Origin of the sequence: Variovorax sp. PAMC26660 (assembly GCF_014302995.1) — a bacterium.
GTDB lineage: Bacteria > Pseudomonadota > Gammaproteobacteria > Burkholderiales > Burkholderiaceae_C > Variovorax.
Window position 1 is genome coordinate 2,379,209 of the sequence record NZ_CP060295.1, and the last position, 20,126, is coordinate 2,399,334.

Here is a 20,126-nt window from a genome sequence, read left to right on the forward strand (position 1 = left end):
TTTTTTTGCGGCTCGCCTCTTACTTGGCCTGCAGCAACGCACCCGCTTCGAGCAGCACCAGCTCGTTGTCGTCCGCCTTGTTCGGCTCGCGGCTGCTGGAGAAGGGCAGGTTGTTGTCGTTGCCGACCACGATGTGCGTGGCATCGACCACGTCGACGTTCTCGATGGTGAAGAACGGGAACTTGAGCACACCGTCGTTCAGCGGCTTGCGCGCGAGCTTGTTCGGATCGGCGATGTTCAGCAGGTCGATGTAGCCGATCTTGCGCACCGGCCCGCCCACGTTCGCATCGGTCAGCTCGACCTTGTAGACGCGCTTGAACTTGGCGATGTCGTGGAAGCAGTCAGTGCGCTTCTGGCCTTCGGGGCAGGCCTTGTCGCTGGTGCCTTCGCCGTTGTCACGCTCGATGATCAAACCGGTGGTGTCGTCGATCATGTTGAAGTCGCCGATGGCGTTGCCGTTGGCTTCGAGCACGTATTTCCAATGGCGGCCGGTCCACTTCTCGGTGGCCACGTCGAACTCCAGCACGCGCAGGGCTTCCTTGCCTTCGACGCGTTCGTAGTCCTTGGCCTCGGCGTTCCACACCGGGCCTTCGAGCAGCGCATAGAGCTTGCTGCCGTCCTTCGACGCGGCCATGCCCTCGAAGCCCTTGGAGCGCTTGATCTGGAAATCGACAGCGCCGCCCGGTGCGCCCGGTGTGGTCACGGCCGGATGGTCGGGCGAGCGCACGGCCTTGCCGTCGACCAGCGTGTCGAACACCGCGAGCACCTTGCCCTTGAGGTCGGCCTTGATCAGGAAGGGTCCGAACTCTTCGCCGATCCACAGCGCGCCGCCGGCAAACTGGAAGCTCTCGGGGTCGAAGTCCGAGCCCGTCAGGTAGCGCTGCTTGGTGCCTTCGTGAACGATGCGAAAGGGCACCTTCTTGTCGGGGTCGTGCAGGAAGATGGTGTTCAGGCGATTGAACTTGCCGCTCTTGAAGTCCACCTTGTAGTGGTTCAGGTAGAGCATGAAGTCGGGCGAGTTGGCCTTGGTGCCCGCACCGTTGTCGGTGAGCACCCAGAAGCTGCCGTCGTCCATCTTCTTGATGCCCGAGTGGCCCTGCAGCGGCTGCCCCTTGAAAGGCACCGAGATGCCCGTGCCACGGCCGGCCGAGAGGCCTTCGACGCTGCCCAGCGCCTCGACGCGCCTGGCCGTCGTGAACTTGCCGCTGACCTGCAGGTCGGCGGGTGCGTCCTTCGGTGCAGCCACGAAGCTCTGCGCAGGCAGTACGGCGTGGCCGGCGAGCGTGGAGGGGAAGGCGGTCTGGGCCGTCACGCTGCCACATGCGAGCGCGGCGGCAAGGGCGATGAAAGAGAGGGAAGCAAGGCGCGTCATGAGCGAGAAAGTCTTCAAGTACAAAACGCGTGACCATGCCGGGCAGGCATGACGCGTGCGTGACATCCTTTCAAGTCAAGGTGCGATGTCGACCGTCACTTCGCGTGACTCGGCACGCCCTTGGTCATCGACCGCGCGCAGCACATAGCGCCGGCCCGAGTCCGCAAGGTCGGGCATCCAGGTGATGCCTTCGCCCGGCGCGGCGCGGCCGATGAGTGCATCGTCGGCGAACCAGTAGATCGTCTGCGTGCCCGCCGCGGCCTCGGCGCGCAACACCAGGGGCTCGGGCTTCTTCACGCGCAGCGTGTGCCGCACGCCGCGCAGCGGGGAAGTGATGAGCGGCGCGCTCTCGGGGGCACCGTCTTTCTCGCAGCCATCGGCCGGTGCGCTCGCGCGCGGCAGGCCGGCCTGGCGGAACAGGCGGCGCATGTCGCTGCCCCATTGCTCCACCACCTGCTGCCGCGCATTCGGCTGCGGACCGCAGACCACCTTGCCCGTCGTTTCATCGACCCACACCGCGCGGTGCAAATTGCTGACCTGGATCGGCGACTTGCCGGCGATGAACCAGGTGGTGGTGCGCACCGGACACAGCGCATCGGGCAGGCCACCGGTGGCGGCGCAGACCTCGACCTGCCGCAGGTCGGGTGGCTGCCGCGTCGCGACCTCGCCCGGGTCGAGCCGCTCGGCACGCAGCGCGTCGACCATGCGCAGGAACAGCGGCGCGGCCGCATCGACGCCCACCAGCGCGGGATTGCTGCTGCCATCGAAATTGCCGACCCACACCACCAGCACATGGCGACCGAACACGCCAGCAGTCCACGCATCGCGAAAGCCCCATGAGGTGCCCGTCTTCCATGCGATGGCGGGGCGCGCGGGCAGCGTCGTGTCGGGGCGCGGCGTGTGGCGCAGCATGTCGAGCGTGATGAACGATGCCTCTTCGCTCAGCAGGCGCAGTGGCTGCACGGGCTGCTCGTCAGGCGCGGGCTGCGTGTAACGGATCGGCTGCGAGACGCCGCCATTGGCCAGCGTGGCGTAAAGGCCTGCAAGCTCTTCGGGCGTGACCTCGCCACCACCCAGCACCAGTGCCAGGCCGTAGTGCGATTCGCTCTGCAGCTTCTGCACACCGGCGAGCCGCATGAAGTCGTAGAGCCCCGGCTTCGAGAGCTTCGCCGCCACGGACACAGCCGGAATGTTGCGGCTGCGGATCAACGCATCCTGCGCCGACAAGGGCCCCGCGAAGCGATGGTCGAAGTTCTCCGGCGTGTAGGGGCCGAAGGAAGTCGGCGCGTCCTTCAGCATGGTCTTCGGATGCAGCAGCCCCTGGTCGAGCGCGAGCGCATAGATGAAGGGCTTGAGCGTGGAGCCCGGCGAGCGCTTGGCCAGCACACCATTGACCTGTCCCGCGATGGCATCGTTGCGAAAGTCGGCCGAGCCGATCATCGCGCGCACCTGCATGGTCGAGGCATCGAGCAGCAGGGCACTCGCGTTGGTCATGCCCACGTCGGCATGCGTGCGCAGGTACTGGCCCATCACGCGTTCGAGCGTGGCCTGCATGCGCAGGTCGAGGGTGGTGCGCACTTCCAGCACGCCGCGCTCCTGTGCGAGCAGCATGTCGGTGGCGTGCGGCGCGAGAAAGGGCAGGCTGCCGCGCGACTGCGCCGACAGCGCGAGCTGCGCATCGGGCGCATGCTGCTTCGCGGCCGGGTCGCGCTCGGCCCACAGCGCCCACAGGCGTTCGCGCGCCGATTGCAGCTCGGCATTGCGGCCGCGCTCCGCGATGCGCTTGATGGGGTTCTGCGGAATCACCGCGAGCGTCAGCGCCTCGGGCAGGCTGAGCTTGGCGGCGTCCTTGCGAAAGTAGATCAGGCTCGCGGCCTGCACGCCTTCGATGTTGCCGCCATAGGGCGCGGTGTTGAGGTACGCCTCCAATATCTGACGCTTGCCGAAGCGCGCTTCGAGCCACAGCGCCGCGCCGATCTGCGCGACCTTGCCGGTCGCCGTGCGGCTGTCGATGCCGTAGACGCGGCGCGCGAGCTGCATGGTGAGCGTCGAGCCGCCCTGGCGGCGCTCGCCGCTGGCAATGCGCCAGGCGCTGCGCGCCAGCGCGGCGGGGTTGACGCCTGGGTGCGCGTAGAAGCGCCGGTCTTCATAGAGCAGCACCGCATCGACCAGCGTGGGCGAGATGCGATCGAGCGGCACCCACAGCCGATATTGCTCGTCGCCCGCGAGCGTGAGGCGCAGCAGTTCACCGCCTTGTGCGTACACGGCGCGCGAGCTGCCGACCGTCTCGCTCAGTGGCGCGTGCGGCCAGAAGCGCAGCAGCGCCAGCAGCACGGCCAGCGCGAGCAAGGCCCGGCCCGCGAGTGCTGCGATGCGCTTTGTTCTGGAGGCCACGGCGCGCCCTGTGTGCTCAGCTCGCGGCCATCGGGCCGCAGGGGTGGGCGTCATCGCCCGTCTGTTCGTACATGTAGAAGCGCTTGCCCGTCGCCACTTCGACGACATGGCTGCGGTTCGGCGTGACGCTGGGCTGCGAGCGATAGAACACATACCGGTACTTGTCGTTCGCCAGGACGATGAAGGGCTGGTCGCCCGTCCCGTCCCTCGGACCCACAACCTTCAGGCCGCTCGTCGACGACGGGCCTGCATACCGGCACAGCCTGGCACTCTGCGCGAGGGTGTAGTCGTAGATGTCCTGGCTGTCGGCCATCAGGTCGAACCACCCGTATTCGCCGGGGATGGTGCCGACCACCGGGCCTTGCAGGGCTACCGTCGAGGGCTTCTCGTCGCGACGACTGAAGCGGTAGAAGGTATGGGCGTCGATGGCGTAGGCCTTCGCGAAGCGGCCGTCCGCGTAGCGCGTGACTTCGAGAAACTGAAAGCTGGCGGCGTCCGCGCCTTGCACTTCCAGGTCCCTGAAAAATGCCTTCGTGGCGGTGCGCCCGAATTCCAGCGAATCGTCTTCCCGGGACGGCACGCAGTTGAACTCCGGATGCGTTCCCAGGGGCCGGTCTTTCGCCTTGCAGGACGGCTTCAGCACGGTGAAGTCGCCGCCTTCCAGCATCGGCAAGGGCAGGGCGTAGAAAAGATTCCTGTCGTCCTTGAGCTTCCCGCGCCATTGCACCCGGCTGTAGGGCACGCCGGCGGCGGAGGTGAAGTTCGAGCGGAAGTAGTCGCCGCCCAGTGCCTTCGGCGTGTTTGGCAAGACGAGCCCGATGTCGTCGAAAAAGACCTGCCAGGTGTGCTTCCTGTCTTGAACGAAGGTCCGAGAAGCAACCTTGAAGCTTTCAGGATCGGAGTCGTCCAGCACAACGCCGCGCCAGTAGACGCGCGCCTTGTCGCGCGCGAAGTCGTAGAAGACATAGGCGTCGCTGTCGGTCTGCATGCTCTTGCCGTTGCTCAGGAACAGGACCTTGAAGCTCTCCGCATCGGCCCCCTCGACGGGATGACCCTCGAAGAAGACATGCGCGCCGTAGGTCGCATACGACGAGGTGCGGAGGCCCTGACCCGCTTCGTCGTACGACTGCATCACCGGTTGCACCGGCGTATTGGCAGGCAGTGCCTCGACACCCCGCACCGCGAACTGCTTGTAGTAGAGCTGCGCCTTGTCGACGCCGTATTCCTGCGAGACCGACTGGAACGACCGGGCATCAGGCGCGGGCTGCAGCGGAAACAGCTCGTTCATATCGGTGGTGTAGGTGGTGGTGCCCATCGGGCAGAAGCTGCGCCCCGCCGAGCTGTAGCTGCCGAAGTTCCCCACGCAGGTTCCGTTGACGGAGGAATGCTCCTCCCTGAAATAGACGGCGCCGTCGTGAACCACGTAAGCGTTGGAGTTGCCCTTCGCCGGGCGGTGGTCGCCGCAGCGCTTGGTCTCGCCGCGGCTGCCGCTCTTGTCGCGCTCGCCGTGCGCAGCATCGACATGGAAGGTGTCGGTGCACGAGTCCTGCCCGCAGCCGACGGTCAGCCACGACGCGAGCATCAGCGCCAGAAAGAGCCGTGTCATGCCATGCGCCTCAATTCGCCACCACCTGGAAGCGCGCACCCGCCGAGCGCGAGAACACGCGCCGGTCGTACATCGCCTCGCCATACGCCGCCGGCACCACGAAGTCGCCCACGTTGGTGGCGCGCGCCTTGTAGGTCACTTCGAGCAGGTCCTTGTTGACGCTGCCGTAGAACACCACGCGGTCTTCGCGGATGTCGGCGTACTGCACCTTCCACGAGCCGCCGCCACCCAGGCGCTTTTTCCAGATCGGCGCATCGGCGTTGGCATCGTCGTCGTCGCCCACGGCCTGCAGCACCGGCTCCAGCCCACCGGGCAGTAGGTCGACCAGCGCCACGTCGTTGAGCTGCGCGCGTTCCAGGCTGCGCACGCGCACCCTCACCGTGACCTCTTCACCGAGCTTGACCTTGGTGACCGGGTTGCCCTTGGCATCGAGCACTTCATGGAAGATCTCGAGGCCCTTGTTCACCGGCGTGGCGGGCACGTTGCGCTCGAAGCCCTGTTCGGCCCAGCTGTAGTAGAGGTTGAAGTCGCTGTCGTTCGACAGCTTCAGCTTGGCGGTGCCGGTCGGCACCGCGGCGCGCGTGATCGGGTTGACCGCGCCCAATGCCAGCGCTGCCGCCTGGCCTTGCGCGTTGACGGTCTGCGCCGTGAGCTTGCCTTCGACGTTCTGCCCCACAGCCTCGAAGTACGAATCGACCGCCAGCAGCATCGAGGCCGACGACAGGCTGTTGTACCAGCCGTCGCGCACCATCGCGCCCATGCGCTCCCACACTGCCGGATTGAGCGTCTTCAGACGCGAGGGGAAGTGCCGCGCCACCAGGTGCAGCATCATGCTGTCGTGCACCAGCGGGTCGTAGTAGGCGCCCCAGACGTTGCGGCGCGTGTTCTTCTCGGTGCGCGTGAGCAGGTCGGACCACACCGGGTTGAGCAGCTCGTTGGCCACCTGTTCCTGCTTCACGAGCTGGTAGCTCGCGGCGAGGTACACGGCGCCGAGGTCGTCGCTCCAGCCCTGCGTCTGCTTGTTGCGCCAGGCTTCGCGCAGGTTGGCCAGCGCGGCCGGCGCGATGATGCCCTGGCGCGTCAGCAGGTAGGCCGCCTGCGTGCGCTGGCGCCAGCCGTCGAGCGTGGTGTCGCCGCTGCCCAGCCAGCCCTGCAGGTAGGTGTTGGCCTTCTGCAGCAGGTCTTGCGGCACGGGCAGCTTGTGGTCCTTGGCCTCGACCAGCAGGTGCACCGCGTAGAGCGTGGCGAAGGGGTCGGTGCCGGCACCGGGCCACAGCGAGAAGCCGCCGTCGGCCGTCTGCCGTGCGCGCAGTTGCACGAGGTAGCGCTCGAAGGTCTTGCGCGCCTCGGGCATCGGGCCCTGCTCGGCCGTGCGGCCGCGTGCCATTTCCTTGACCAGCTCGGGGCGGCTGCTCAGCAGCACGGCCGGGAAGGTCTGGCTCGTGATCTGCTCGGTACAGCCATGCGGGTAGGCCTCCAGGTACTGCATGAGGCCGGTCGCGAAGGCCCACGGTGCGGCCGACACGGCCACATCGCTCTGGCGGAAGTTCGGGTACAGGTCGGCCTGGCTCGACAGCTCGCCCGCGCGCTGGAAGCTGCCGGCCTGCACCAGCGTGACGAAGGGCGATGCGGGCCGCACGCTCACTTCGGTCGACAGGCGCGCGCTGAAGCTCTTGTGCGTCGATGTGAACACCAGCGCGGAAGAACCCAGCACCGCCTGCTCGCCCGGCTTGGCGCGCACGTTGAACTTGGTGCTGGCTTCGCCGCGCTCGTTGACCTTGAGCGTCTGCGTGGCGTCGCCCACCACTTCGAGGCCGCCCGAGGCGGTGAGCGTGAGCGCGATGGGCGCCTCCTTGCCCGAGCCCGCGATGTTGTTGGCAAGGCCCACGCCCACTTCGACGGTGTCGCCGGGCGCCATCGCCAGCGGCGCGTTCGGCAATATCACCATGTCGCCGCGCACCACGGTGCGGGTGCTCTTGGCGGCGGTGGTTTCGTCGTTGATGGCCACGGCCATCACGCGCAGGCTGCCGTTGAAGCTCTCGGGCACGGTGTAGCTGAACTCGCGGCTGCCGTTCACGTCGACCAGCCCCGACCAGTAGGCCACCGGCTTGTCGCGCTTGCGCTTGAACGGGTTCAGGTGCTTGCCGAGTTCGCCTTCACCGTCACCGCCGGGCGCTGCGCCCTGCATGAGCTTCTTGAACTCCGGCAGGATCAGGTCGAGCGTCTGCAAGGTGCCGACTTCGAGCGCGCGCTTCTGGAAGAAGTGCTTGAGCGGATCGGGCGTCTTGTAGCGCGCCACCTGCAGGATGCCTTCGTCCACCGCGAACAGCACGGCGCGCGTGGGCTTGTCGCTGGTGAGCTTCATCTTCACCGTCTGCCCCGGCTTCACCAGCTCGGTGCTGGTGAGCTGCAGGTTGGCGGTGCGCTTGGTCAGCGCGGTGGCAAAGGGCACGATGCCGTACGACAGCGGGCTCATGTAGACCTCGTCCGAAGCCGGGTCTCGCACGAAGTGCACGTTGATGTAGCCGGTGCCCTCGAAGTCCTTGGGCAGCGTGATCTTCTGCACCGAGGCGGTCTTGTCGGTCTTGAACCACGCATGGGCGTAGACCTTGTCGCGCTCGATGGTGATGAGGCCGGCACCGACGTACGGCGCGCGGATGCTCACCTCGATCTCTTGCCCGGGCTCGTAGTCCTTGCGGTCGAGCGTGAGCTGCAGCTCGGCATTGCGGTCGAGCGAGCGCGAGACGTTGGCGTTGCCCGCCACGCTGTACTCGACGCGGTTCAGCTCCAGCCCGTCGGCGTTGCGCACCACGTAGGCAAAGTTGCCGGGCACGCCGGTGTTGAGCGCCACGGTGTTGCCGCCCGCCACGATGGCGAAGGGCTTCTCGTCGATCACGATTTCCTTCTTGCGCGACTCGTAGCGGTACAGCCCGTTGTCCTGCTTGATGAGCACCGACAGCACCTTGCGCTCGACGCGCTCGATCTTCAGGTCGGCCACCGCTGTCTTCTTCGCCTGCGCGTCGATGGCGATCACGGTGGCATTGCGTGCGGCGCCCTTGCTCACGTAGCTGGTGTCGCCGTCGACCTTCACGCCCACGAGGTAGGGCATGTCGCTCACCAGCGTCTGGGCCTCGGCAGAGACGCTGCGGCCGCCCTCGGGCTCGAAGGCCTTGGCCAGCACGTGCACCTGGTAGGTGGCGGCGTCGAAGCGTGAGAGGCGCAGATCGAACTCGGCCTTGCCGTCGGCGCTGGTCTGCACGCTGCCCAGGTCGTCGACCTGCTTCTCGGTGGCGCGTTGCGGATCGAAGAAGGCGTAGTCGGTGAAGGCGCGGAACACCGGGAAGCCAGGGCTCAGCGTGAGCGTGCCTTCGACCTTGCGGTCGGGCGCGGGCGTGCCGAAGAGGTTCTGCACATCGATCAGCGCCTTCAGGTCCTTGGGCTTGACCCAGCCTTCGGCGATCTCGCTGCTGAGCTTGGCAACGACCTTGGTGCGGTCGGGCAGGAACTCCTGCACCTTCACGGTGGTGCTGCCGATCAGCAGGCCTTCGACCTCGGGCGTGCCGGGCGAGGATTCACGCGGCAGGTAGAGGTTGACGGTGTAGTTGCCGGTGGGCGAGGTGTCTTGCGTGGTGTGGGCGATTTCCGCCGCGCCGCCGGGGCCGAGCTTGAGCTTTTCGCGGCGCACGCTGAGGCCGCGCGCATCGATGATCTCGGCTTCGAGCGGCAGGTCGCGCAGCGAGGTGCCCCAGTTGCCAGCCTTCACCATCATGGCGATGTGCATGGTGTCGCCGGGGCGGTAGATGCCGCGGTCGCTGAACACATAGGCCGTCATCTGGTTCGGCACGCCGGCCGCGCGCAGGCCGCCGACATCGAAGCGCGAGATGTCGAGCGTGCGGTCGCTGCGGTTGAAGGGCAGGAAGCTCAGGTCACCGTCCTTGCGCACGACCAGCACCACGGGCGCCTTCTCGCGCTGGTAGCCGGCGAGGTTGGGCAGCTTCGCGGCACCCGTGGCATCGGTGGCCTGCGACGCGACGATCATGCCGTTGCGGCCCCACACCTCGACCAGCGCACCGGCCACGGGCTGGCCGTTGGCGATGCTCTGCACGAACACGTCGCGCGTGCCGTCGAGCGACTTCTTGGCGACGATGCCCAGGTCGGTGACGAGCACCAGGCGCTGGTCCTTCTGGTCTTCGGGGTTGCCGCTTTCGGGGTTGCCTTCTTCGTCGGAGGACTGTTGTTCTTCCTGCTGCTGCCCCTCTTCGGACTGGGCCTGCGTGGCATCGCCCTCGGGCTTCTTCTTGGCCTTGGGGTCGTAGCCCTGCACCTTGAGCAGGAAGACGCCGCGCCGGTCCGCCACATCGCTGCGCAGGTACTCGGCGAAGTCGACGGTTTCGTAGTGCGCCTTGCCAGCGGGGATGCTCAGCGGAATCTCTTTCTGGAAGCGGTCGACGAGGTCGTCCGACTGCAGGCCGCCGTTGAACTGCGGATGCGCGAAGTCGCCGTTGGTCTGCGTGACCAGGTGCTGCAACTGCTGCGGCAGCAGGCGGCCGATTTCAAGGCGGATGCCCGGCAGGTCGCGCACCAGGATCGGCAGCTTGCGCTCGCCCGACAGCGCGAGCAGCGAGCCCTGGCTCATGATGGTGAGTTCGGGCGCGAAGGTCTTGAGCAGCAGCACGTCTTGCCGCGCGTTGCCGAGCTGGTAGCCGCCCGGCGTCTTCAGGCCCTTGGCCACGCGCACCAGCAGGTAACGGCCGCCTTCGGCCTGGGGCATGCGGAAGCTGACCATCTCGGTCACTTCGCGCTCGCTGGCGATGGGCTGCAGGTTGATCTTTTTCGCACGGCGCAGCACGGCGTCGGTGATCTTGGCGGGAGCGGCGGACCAGTCGAACTTGTCTTCCGGGTCGCCCTTGGCTTCTTCCGTCACCGGCAGCAGCCAAGCTTGCACCACGCGCGCCATTTCGCGCTCATGCACCGGCATCGAGGCGGTGACGTGCATCACATGCTCGGGCTCGCCGTTCTCGCCGGTGACGATGGTGGGCTCGACGCTGGCGATGTCGAGGCTGAAGAGGCCGGGGATGTCGACCGCGCGCGAGAGGTCGCCGCGCTGGCCGGGGCCGCCCTTCTGCGCCACCGCGCCGGCCGCGAGGCTGAGCACGACCGGGCGCGTTTTCTCGGGAATGGGCAACGGCTCCGACTGGATGGTGGCGGCAAGGCGCAGCTTGTCGTAGCTCACGGTGAACTTCTCGCTGGCGCACTTGCCCACGCTGAAGATCGAGGAGCCGCAGGGCTGGTCATAGGTCAGCACCAGGCGCTTCTCGAACTCGGCGGTGTTGACGGGGTGCGAGAAGCGCATCTGGAAGAGGGCACGGCGCACGTTGGCCTGCACGGGGTCTTGGTAGAACTCGGCGCCGCCGATGCGCGCGTTGAATTCGGGCGAGGTGAACTCGTACTTGCGCAGTTCCATCTCGATGTGCGGCGCGAGGGCGTTGCCGGCGAACTGCACCTTGTACGGCTGGCCGATGGGCCAGTCCTGCGCGGGCAGGAATTCAAGACGGTTCTGCTTGGTCCAGGTCCAGCGGCCTGCCACGGCGGGCTCGATGGTGATGCCGGTTGCCTCTTGCCCGATGCGCGCGATGGGCGCCACGGAGGCCGTGAAGTTGATGACGACGGGGTTCGGTCCCTTGTCGTTCTCGATCTGCGTGCGCTGCGGTGGCTCCAGCTTCGCGGTGGCGACGATGGGCTCGACGCGGTCCGGCGTGAGGCCGTGCCACCACTTCAACAGATGCGGGCTCGCCGCCCAGCCGGCCAGTACCAGCAACGCGAGCAGCACCAGCCACGCGAGGCGTTGCTGCAGCCATTGCAGGCCGAAGAGGATGAAGGCGCCGATGATGCGCAGCCAGCCCGGGGGTCGCCAGGAGCCGATGAGTCCGCGGGCCAGCGGACGCAGAAAACCGAGCACACGGCCCAGGCCGGTGAAGAGCACGTCACTGAGGGACGCGAGTTTTCGATTGGCAACTTGAAGCATGGAAGCTCCCCCGATGTTTTTGTAGGCGCTTGCCAGTTTGCTGGCGGTCTGTGAAGCGATGGCGCTGCGTGTGAAGTCTGCGTGAAAACTGCACAGGCTGCATCTGGGCTGTCTCAGTGGTCCGGGGTGCGTTGTTTCGCTGAGCGTTCAGGGCGAGTGCGAATGACACCAGGTGCTCCCCTCCGCGAATGTCCCCCGCTTCGCTCCTCCTTTATTTCGCTGCGGGGAGCACCTGGCGTCATTCGCACATGGGCAGGCTCTGCGTTTGCGGCCGATCAACGACCGCCCTGAGCGCTCACGTCGATACGGGGCTCTTTTTCGCGAAATAAAGGAGGAGCGAAGCGGGGGACATTCGCGAAAAAGAGCACCGTGTCGGCGTGAGCGACGCCCTGAACAACAGCGCCCCCAACGAGAAGAACAAGACGCCATCTCAGAACGAGAGCTGAGGCTTGTTCACCATCAGCCAGAACACGACCGCCATCGCCACGAAGGCCGGATAACCGAGCAGTTCCCAATAGCGTTGGTAGCGCGCGTAGAGCGGTGGCAACGGTGTGGCGTCGCGGTGCGCCTGCGCCGCAATGGCCGCCATGCGAATCTGCAGCCACACCACCGGCAACCAGCAGAGGCCCGCGATCACGAACAACATCAGCGAGAGCGCGAGCCAGGGTGTCGAGAGTGGCCAGCCCGCCATGTGCGCCAGAGCAAAGCCCGTGACCGGTTGGAGGATGACGGTAGGCGTCGTGAACCACCAGTCGGCCCGCACGACCAGCCGGCTCACCACAGCCTGCGCCGGCACGCTGCCACTGCGGTTGGTGAAGAACATGTAGAAAGCCGAGCCCAGCCCCGTGCCGACCATCAGCACGCTGGAGACGATGTGCAGCCACTTGAGGAAGAGGTAGGTGTTCACGGCGTCGCGCGTCGGTACAAATGCCAGAGCAGGGCGGCGATGGGCAGGTTCTTGAGCAGCGGGCCCAGCGGGTGCAGCCACAAGCTGGGCTGGAGCACGGTCGCCACGAGGGTCATGACGAGCATCAAGGCCAGGGCCGCTGCGTAGCTGGCACGGCCAGGCCGCAACCAGAGCGCAAGGCCGATGGCGAGGTCCGCTGCCGCACCGCCGACGATCAGCCACTGCACCAGCCACGGCGGCGATGCGATGCCGGCCTGGGCCAGCACCTGCCGGCTCTGGCCGTCGAGTTCCACGATGCTGACGATGGCGGTCACCAGCCACACCGCGACGAGGCTCAGGCGCAGCAGGCGGTCATCGTTTTCGGTGCGCGTCATGGGGCTTCGTCGATGAGGTCGGTCACCATGCCCCAGCGGGCGAACTCGGGCTCGAACTCCGGCAGGGCGAGCAGGTCTGCACAAGCATGTGCGCCGATGGGCAATGCGTCGCCGCAGGCGAGACGGCGCGCCAGCAGGATCGCGGCCATGCAGGGGATCTCGGGGCCGTGGTTGTCGTCGGATGCGATGTGCCACGCGCGTCGCGCTGCGTTGCCTTGCGCATCGGCGCCCGTCACGCGCACCACCATGCCGCCCAATGCCGTGCCGAGCGCATCGAACACGCGGCCTGTCGAATGCAGCAGCGGCGCCAGCTTTTGCGGCGCGGGCAGCACGCCCACGCGATGCATGAAAGCCATGAAGGCAAAGGCCTGCTGGGCCAGACCGACTTCGAGCGCCGCGCGGAACATGACCGACTGCACGCCGGCATAGCGCGCGGGAAAGAGTTCGAGATCGGGGATGTCACACAAGGCGCCACGGCGCGGCTTCATGCGTGCGAACTGCACTTTCACCGGGTCGGCCCAGCCGGGCTGTTCGGTCCATTGGCCGTGCTGCCAGACGCGGATTGGCGCGCCGCAGTAGGCGAGCACGCCGGCGAGGGTTGCTTCGCCTCGCGGCGCGCCCTGTGCCGGTGCGATGCAGATGTCGATGCTGTGGATGCCTTGCCAGCCCGCAGCGAGGTGGTCGACCACCGCCGATGACAGCGCGGGCACGGTGCTCGCGCCAGTCACTGCCGTGCGACCTGCGCCGCAGAAGGCGGTATCGAGTGCGGCGGGGAAGTCGCAGACAAAACGACGGCCATCGGCCAGGTCGATGTAGTGCGCGCCAGCCGCTGCGACGGCTTGCGGCACGCGGTAGTCCTGGTTCTGGAACGGGCCCGCCGTGTGGATGACGAGGTCGACGCCCAGGTCAGCCAGGCCTTGCGCGAGGTCGGGCGATTGGGCATCGACGCGAACGCCGCGTGTATGGCCGCCCAGCGTTTGCGCGAAGGCAGTCGCGCGTTCGAGATCGCGGCCACCCACCATCAGTTCGATGCCGGGGCCCGGTGCCAGCGCGCGGCAGATGCGTGCGCCGAAGTTGCCGTAGCCGCCGAGCACCAGCGTCTTCATGCCGTTCGAGACCCCGCAACGTGTCCGCGCGTGAACGCTTCCTCGAAGATCGAATAGCCCGACCAGTCGGCATGCGCGAACGACAGCCGCCCGGCGACGACGCTGCCGCGATGCGCCGCATCCGGCGCGCTGCGCTGCGAACCGATCTGCGCCAGCAGCCCCGGCCGGGGAATCGACATGGCGTGGCCGTAGCGCGTGATGTCGATGCGCGTGGCCAGCGAAGGCAGGTCGGGATGCGGCACCGAGAGTTCGGCCAGCAGGTCGTCGCGCCAGCCGGTCCACGGGCGGTCGAGCAGCAGGCGGCGGCCGTCGGTGGTGTCGTAGCCGCTCGGGCCGAGCGGGCGGTACCAGCTCAGCACGGTGCCGCGCGGCGTGGGGTCGAGCGTCTGGTGGCGCGCATCGACATAGCCGAGGCCACGCGTGCCGTAGATCACGTTGTCCCAGCTCGGCGCGGCGCCAGGGCGGTCGACGAGCGGGCCGCGCAGATGCACATTGGCAACCAGCCACGGCGCGTAGCGCACGTGCGCGGCGGCGTTCGTCAGCACGGGCGGCGGGTTCTCGACCACGCGCGCGGCGATGAACACCGGCAACGCGACGATGCAGCGCTCGGCCTGCCAACGCACGAGAGATTTGGTGGCGGCGTCCCACGCATCGACCTCGACGCCGCCGCGCATGTCGGCGATGCGCGTGACGACCTGGCCGGTGTGCAGACGGTCGCCGAGCGGCGTGGCCAGTTGCTTCGTGAGCCAGCCGTTGCCTTCGGGCCAGGTGAGGATGCCGTCGCGCTCGGGGCTCGAATCGTTGACGCTGCCCGTGGGATCGCCGGGCGCGTGAAAGCCGTGCCGGCTCGCGAAGTAATGGATGCCGGCCCAGGCAGAGACGTGCTCGATGCCCGCGCCGTAGTCATCGCGGCAGCAGTAGTCGAGATACCAGCGCAGCTGCACATCGCCGAAGCCTTCGCTGTCGAGCCACTTGGCGAAAGGAATGGCGTCGAGCGCCAGCAACTCGGGCGTGACCGCGACCTTGAGCGTGGGAATGGCAAAGTGCGCCGCGTGCTGCAGCGCGTCGATGCGCTGCGCGAACTTGCGGTACTGCGCGAGCGTGGCCTCGCCCACGCCATGAACGGGCAGCAGGCCGTCTTGCCACTCGCCGTGGAGGAACAGCCGTTCCTGCGGGCTGTGGCAAAGGTTCAGCTCGTCGTATTCCCAACGGCCCGCCACGCGGCGGCGCAGGCCGAGTTCTTCGAGCAGGTCCTGCACCTCGCGCGCATCGTCGCCGGGCACGGGCAGGTAATGCGCACCGAGCGGGCAGGCAATGCCGTTGACCATGCCGCCGCGCGCATTGCCGCCGGCGGTGTCTTCGAGTTCGAGCAAAGCGAAATCTTCGGTGCCTGACAGGCGCAACGCGCGCGCGGCCGCGAGGCCGGCGACGCCGCCGCCAGCGATGACCACACGCGTGCGCTTCACGACGGCGGGCGCCTGGCTCTTGAGCGCGCCATCGCGCATGGCATGGCCGCGCGTGACGTCGATGCCGGTGAAGCCGCCTTCGATGGGCGGCGGTGGCGCTTCGCAGCCGGCCAGCGCCAAGGCGCCCGCCGCACCTGCGGCTGCGCCAAGGAAGCCACGGCGCTTCATCGGATCCGCTCCCTTCGGGGAACACCGCGGAACCGGCTTTGCCGGGCCGCTGGTGTTGCCCCCGGTAGGGGGTTGGAGAAGCGACACGAAGTGCGCGCAGCCTGGGGGCGAGCCATATCAGTGCGCCATCACCTTGCCCCACTCCTGTTCGTAAGTGGTGACGAGGATCTGGTTCGAGAGGCGGTTCACTTCCGTCGGCACGCGCGCCATGTCCAGCGGAAAGTCGAACATCAGCGGCAAGGTGGAAGGCGAGAGAAAGCGCAGCCCCGCAGGCAGCGCATCGGGCATGCGGTAGGGCCGGCGGCTCGCAATGATGTAGCCCCATTCGCCGAAGCTCGGCACATGCGCGTGGTACGGCGTTGCGGTCAGTCCGACGGATTCGATGGTGGTCGCCACGGTCCAGAAGCTCTTGCGCGCAACCAGCGGCGAGGTGGTCTGGATCACCGCGTAGCCGCTGGCCGACAGGCGCTTTTCGAGCAGCGCGTAGAAGCTGTTGGTGTAGAGCTTGCCGATGGCGAAGTTGGTCGGATCAGGGAAGTCGACCACGATCACGTCGTACGTATCGCCCGGCTGTTGCAGCCACTGGAAAGCGTCGGTGTTGATGATCTTCACCTTCGGCGACGACAGCGAATGGCCGTTGAGCGCGGCCAGTGTTTCGTGCGTGGTGAAGAGCTGGGTCATGTTCGGATCGAGCTCCACCAGCGTGACCGACTCGACCGAGGGGTACTTGAGGATTTCGCGCACCGCCATGCCGTCGCCGCCGCCGAGCACCGCGACCTTCTTCGGCGCGCCCTGCGCGGCCATCACCGGATGCACCAGGGCTTCGTGATAGCGGTACTCGTCGCGCTCGGCGAACTGCAGGTTGCCGTTCAGGAAAAGCCGATGCCCGAGCAGCCCGCGCGTGACCACGATGCGCTGGTAGGGCGAGGTGGCGCTGAACACGATATGGTCCTGGTAGAACTTGTCTTCGGCCAGCGAGGTGATGTGGTCGGCACCGATGAAGGCGCCGAGCAGCGCGGCCAGCGCAAGAAAGCAGGCCAGCGCATGCGCGCCGACGCGGCGCAGTTCATGGCGGAACAGCCAGAGCGCCCACACCGCCACCGCGGCGTTCATGAAGCCGAACAGCAGGCCGGTGCGGATCATGCCGAGCTGCGGCACGAGGATCAGCGGGAACGCCACCGACACGGCCAGCGCACCGAGGTAGTCGAAGGTCAGGACCTGCGACACCAGGTTCTTGAGCTGGATGTTGCGCCGCAGGATGCGCATCACCAGCGGAATTTCGAGGCCCACCAGCGTGCCGACGACCATCACGAGGCCGTAGAGCAGCAGCCGGAAGGCGCCCGGCGCGTAGGCGTTCGCCAGGAACAGGATCGCCGGCAGCGCGCCGCCGATCAGCGCCACCATCAGCTCGATGCGAAGGAAGTGGGCCGGCAGCTGGCGGTCGAAATAGCGCGAGAGCCAGGAGCCCACGCCCATCGCGAACAGGTAGGTGCCGATGATGGTGCTGAACTGCAGCACCGAATCGCCGAGCAGGTAGGAGCTGAGTGCCGCCGCGCTCAGTTCGTAGACCAGCCCGCAGGCTGCGACCACGAACACGCTGGCGAGGAGCGCGACTTCGACGGGCTGCGGGCCGCGCGCGTCGGCAGGGCGCGCGGACAAGGCCGCCTTCTCGTTCAATGGATTGCTGCGGCGACGATGATGCAGATGCCCAGGCTCATGGCGGCCACGACCAGGCCCAATGCCACGTTCTGCTTCTCCACGATTTCCGCCCACAGGTCATAGGGCGTGATCTTGTCGATGATCAAAAAGCAGAGCCAGAAGATCACCACGCCGATCAGCGCGTACACGAGCGATCCGAGGACCACGCCCGGTTTCAGCCATTCAAATCCCATGGGGACCTCCAGTCGTAGTAATAACAAGTGCCATCGACATGATGTGCTTCATTTGTGCCCGCCGCCGCTCGAATAGCCGCCGTACGAGCCGCCCGAGCTGCGCGAACCGCTCGAGGAGCCACCGCTGCTGCAGGTGCTCAGGATGACCAGCAGGATGATGATCACCACGACGATGATGATGATCGTGCCGCAGCCCAGGCCGGATGCGGCGCTCACGGGCAGCGCGTCGCCGCGCTTGAACATGTCCTTCTTGGCGTCGAGCTTGAAGGCCGTGGCCACGACGCCGCTGTCGAGCTTGATGCCGGACGACCACGTCAGCTCGTTGGCCGAGCGCTCCATCGACAGCAGCGCGGGGCCGCTGGCGTAGTCGCGGTTGAAGGTCTTCTGCCCGCGCTCGACCTGCCAGTAGAACTCGCCCGCGACGTAGCTGGTTTCGGCGTTGTAGGCGTACTGCTGCTGGTAGCGCTTGTTGAGGTAGGTGGCGGTGCTGCCGTTCTCGGCCATCACCGGCGCACCGGTGGTGGGCTTGACGAGGCTCCAGCCGTCTTCGGCGTCGACCAGAAAGCTGAAGCCGCGCTTGTTGTTGTAGAGCAGGTATTCGTCCCAGCCGAACTGCTCGTCGTCGCCGGGCTCGGTGCCCATGCGGTGCTGGAAGCCGACCACCTGCCACTGCGCGCCCTGCAACTGGCCCATGGTGCCGAGCGCGATGAGCGGGCGCACGGGCTCGTCCTGCGTCGCATGCTTGAGCTCGCCGCCGATGCCTTGCGACAGGTCGATGATGCTGTTGCAGGAGCCGCAGGTGATGCTCTTGCTGTCGGCCAGGTTGACGGTGACGGGCGAGCCGCAATTGGGGCAATTGAAGCTGCGGCCCTTTTCGTCCTTGGCGGATTCGGCGCGCAGGCCGGTGAGCTGCAGGTCGTCAAGCTGCACCGAGCGGCCCAGGTACGCGGTGGGCGTTGCGGTGCCGTAGTCGATGCTGAGCACCAGCCCCTGGTCGTTGCGCAGCTCGACCATCGCGAACGAACGGCCGAGTTCGGGCAGGTGCGGCAGCTCGCCCTGCGCGGAGGTCAGCGCCACCTGCTCGTTCGAGGTGACGGTGTAGCTCTGGCCGGCGAAGGCGCTGGTGGCGCTCACGCGCAGGTCGACCGGCGGCGGCGCGGCGCGCTGCAGGTCGAAGGGCAGGGCGAAGACGTAGGCGCCGTTGTCCTCGCTGAGCACGCCGGTGCGGCCGCCGTCGAGGGCGGCAATCCACTCGGTCCAGCGGCCGCCGGGGTAGGTGTATTGCAGGCGGCCGATCAGCGTGAACGGCTTGTCCTGGATGCGGCCGGCGGCGAACAGCTGCAGTGGGCTGAAGTCGTCGAACAGCTCGGCCATCTTGCCGGTGCGCGCGAGCGTGTCGCCCTGGCGCACGACGGTGCTCTGGCAGTAGGGACAGACCGCGTGAGTCGATTGCGCCGAGCGGAATTCGACCGGCGCGCCGCAGCCGGGGCAGGGCGCGCGGTAGTAGCGTTGGTTGCCGGTTTCCTCAGCCATGGCACCACACGGAAGCGATGGCTGGGGCTGCGGCTACGGATGCAGTTGCGGGGAACGCCATGGAACCGGCTGCGCCGGGCCACGGGCATCGCCCCCTGCAAGGGGGAAGGAGAAGCGACACGAAGTGCGCGAAGCCTGGGTTAGACCAGCTTTTTGAGAAGGTCGGCCTTCTTGGCGTCGAACTCTTCCTGCGTCAGGATGCCCTTGGTCTTGAGCTCGCCGAGCTTTTCGAGCGTGGTCATCACGTCGGCCGCACTCACCACCGCCACGGTGGGTTGCGCCGCTGCGGCGGCCCCGGCCGCTGCCGCAGCAGCCGCGTTGGCGTTGTTCGGGTTCAGGCCTTGCGCGAGGTTCTGCGCCATCACCTGGCCGAGCGCCACGCCGGCGCCCAGGCCCATCGCGTCGCCCGCGATGCCGCCACCGCCCGCCGCACCTTCGGCGAACTTGGGAATGGCCTGCGCCGTCTGGTACTGCATGAACTTGCCCATGTCGTTGCCGACCATGCCCATGCCGATCTTCTGGTCGAGGATCTTCTGCAGTTCTTCGGGCAGCGAGACGTTCTGGACCGTGAGGTTCTCGAGCTTGATGCCGATCTTCTCGAACTCGGGCACGAGCTGCACGGCGAGCGCCTGCGCAAACTGGATCTGGTTGGCCGCAAGGTCGAGGAAAGGCACGCCGCTGGAGGCGATGGCGTTGCTGATGTTCTGCAACACCAGCCCGCGCAATTGGCCGTCGAGGTCGGCCACGCTGTAGATGTCGCGCGTGCCGGAGATTTCGGTGTGGAAGATCTTGGCGTCGCCGATGCGGAACGAGTAGTTGCCGAAGGCGCGCAGGCGCACGGCGCCGAAGTCCTTGTCGCGGATCGTGATCGGCTGGGGCGTGCCCCACTTCTGGTCGATCTGCTGGCGCGTGCTGAAGAAATAGACGTCGCTCTTGAAGGGGGACTCGAACAGCTTGTCCCAGTTCTTGAGGTACGTGAGCACGGGCAGCGTCTGCGTCGTGAGCTTGTACATGCCGGGGCCGAACACGTCGGCCACCTTGCCTTCGTTGACGAAGACGGCAACCTGCGATTCGCGAACGGTGAGCGAGCCGCCGTTCTGGATTTCCATGTCCGCCATCGGGAAGCGCCAGGCCAGCGTGCCATCGCCGGTCTCGGTCCACTGGATGATGTCGATGAACTGTTTCTTGATGAAATCCATCAGGGCCATGGTTGCTCCTCTTCAGGTTTTTTCCGAACTGTGCATATTGCCACATCGTCTTGACGGCGCGCAGTGCGATTGGTC

The 20,126-nt window shown here is 67.0% G+C and carries 12 protein-coding genes; all 12 read right to left on the bottom strand.

What is annotated here, in order from left to right:
* Nucleotides 1-19: 19 nt before the first annotated feature.
* Nucleotides 20-1,372 (bottom strand): esterase-like activity of phytase family protein, encoded by a 1,353-nt coding sequence (locus H7F35_RS11560; RefSeq protein WP_187112995.1) that lies wholly within the window; start codon nt 1,370-1,372, stop codon nt 20-22.
* Between the two features lie 75 nt (nt 1,373-1,447).
* Entirely contained in the window at nt 1,448-3,766 is a 2,319-nt protein-coding gene (pbpC, locus tag H7F35_RS11565; RefSeq protein ID WP_261803608.1) for a penicillin-binding protein 1C, read from the bottom strand.
* A gap of 16 nt (nt 3,767-3,782) precedes the next feature.
* On the bottom strand, nt 3,783-5,372 hold the full coding sequence (locus H7F35_RS11570; protein ID WP_187112996.1) for a DKNYY domain-containing protein: 1,590 nt from the start codon (nt 5,370-5,372) through the stop codon (nt 3,783-3,785).
* Nucleotides 5,373-5,382: 10 nt separating this feature from the next.
* A complete protein-coding gene (locus H7F35_RS11575) occupies nt 5,383-11,397 on the bottom strand; it encodes an alpha-2-macroglobulin (protein WP_187112997.1) in 6,015 nt (2,004 codons plus the stop codon).
* 430 nt (nt 11,398-11,827) lie between these two features.
* Nucleotides 11,828-12,304, bottom strand: coding sequence for a DUF2269 family protein (locus H7F35_RS11580; RefSeq protein ID WP_187112998.1), 477 nt, complete (start codon nt 12,302-12,304; stop codon nt 11,828-11,830).
* On the bottom strand, nt 12,301-12,678 hold the full coding sequence (locus H7F35_RS11585) for a DoxX-like family protein (protein WP_187112999.1): 378 nt from the start codon (nt 12,676-12,678) through the stop codon (nt 12,301-12,303). The genes H7F35_RS11580 and H7F35_RS11585 overlap by 4 nt, the downstream gene beginning before the upstream one ends.
* Nucleotides 12,675-13,784, bottom strand: a complete 1,110-nt coding sequence (locus H7F35_RS11590) for a saccharopine dehydrogenase family protein (protein WP_187113000.1) — start codon at nt 13,782-13,784, stop codon at nt 12,675-12,677. Before H7F35_RS11590 ends, H7F35_RS11585 begins: the two co-directional genes overlap by 4 nt.
* Nucleotides 13,781-15,418, bottom strand: coding sequence for an FAD-dependent oxidoreductase (locus H7F35_RS11595; protein ID WP_187113001.1), 1,638 nt, complete (start codon nt 15,416-15,418; stop codon nt 13,781-13,783). Before H7F35_RS11595 ends, H7F35_RS11590 begins: the two co-directional genes overlap by 4 nt.
* A gap of 117 nt (nt 15,419-15,535) precedes the next feature.
* The gene (locus H7F35_RS11600; protein WP_187113002.1) at nt 15,536-17,077 is read right to left on the bottom strand and encodes a polyamine aminopropyltransferase; all 1,542 of its coding nucleotides are present in this window, start codon (nt 17,075-17,077) and stop codon (nt 15,536-15,538) included.
* Nucleotides 17,078-17,091: 14 nt separating this feature from the next.
* Nucleotides 17,092-17,310: a DUF350 domain-containing protein gene (locus H7F35_RS11605; protein ID WP_187113003.1), complete on the bottom strand. Its 219-nt coding sequence runs from the start codon at nt 17,308-17,310 to the stop codon at nt 17,092-17,094.
* Between the two features lie 48 nt (nt 17,311-17,358).
* Nucleotides 17,359-18,843: a DUF4178 domain-containing protein gene (locus tag H7F35_RS11610; RefSeq protein WP_187113004.1), complete on the bottom strand. Its 1,485-nt coding sequence runs from the start codon at nt 18,841-18,843 to the stop codon at nt 17,359-17,361.
* 140 nt (nt 18,844-18,983) lie between these two features.
* Nucleotides 18,984-20,051, bottom strand: coding sequence for an SPFH domain-containing protein (locus H7F35_RS11615; RefSeq protein ID WP_187113005.1), 1,068 nt, complete (start codon nt 20,049-20,051; stop codon nt 18,984-18,986).
* Nucleotides 20,052-20,126: the final 75 nt, after the last annotated feature.

What these genes read in the sequence shown, in the direction of transcription:
- H7F35_RS11595 (WP_187113001.1), bottom strand. Translation starts at nt 15,418, where the DNA reads ATGAAGCGCCGTGGCTTCCTTGGCGCAGCCGCAGGTGCGGCGGGCGCC.
- H7F35_RS11610 (WP_187113004.1), bottom strand. Translation starts at nt 18,843, where the DNA reads ATGGCTGAGGAAACCGGCAACCAACGCTACTACCGCGCGCCCTGCCCC.
- H7F35_RS11585 (WP_187112999.1), bottom strand. Translation starts at nt 12,678, where the DNA reads ATGACGCGCACCGAAAACGATGACCGCCTGCTGCGCCTGAGCCTCGTC.
- H7F35_RS11605 (WP_187113003.1), bottom strand. Translation starts at nt 17,310, where the DNA reads ATGGGATTTGAATGGCTGAAACCGGGCGTGGTCCTCGGATCGCTCGTG.
- H7F35_RS11570 (WP_187112996.1), bottom strand. Translation starts at nt 5,372, where the DNA reads ATGACACGGCTCTTTCTGGCGCTGATGCTCGCGTCGTGGCTGACCGTC.
- H7F35_RS11560 (WP_187112995.1), bottom strand. Translation starts at nt 1,372, where the DNA reads ATGACGCGCCTTGCTTCCCTCTCTTTCATCGCCCTTGCCGCCGCGCTC.
- H7F35_RS11615 (WP_187113005.1), bottom strand. Translation starts at nt 20,051, where the DNA reads ATGGCCCTGATGGATTTCATCAAGAAACAGTTCATCGACATCATCCAG.
- H7F35_RS11590 (WP_187113000.1), bottom strand. Translation starts at nt 13,784, where the DNA reads ATGAAGACGCTGGTGCTCGGCGGCTACGGCAACTTCGGCGCACGCATC.
- H7F35_RS11575 (WP_187112997.1), bottom strand. Translation starts at nt 11,397, where the DNA reads ATGCTTCAAGTTGCCAATCGAAAACTCGCGTCCCTCAGTGACGTGCTC.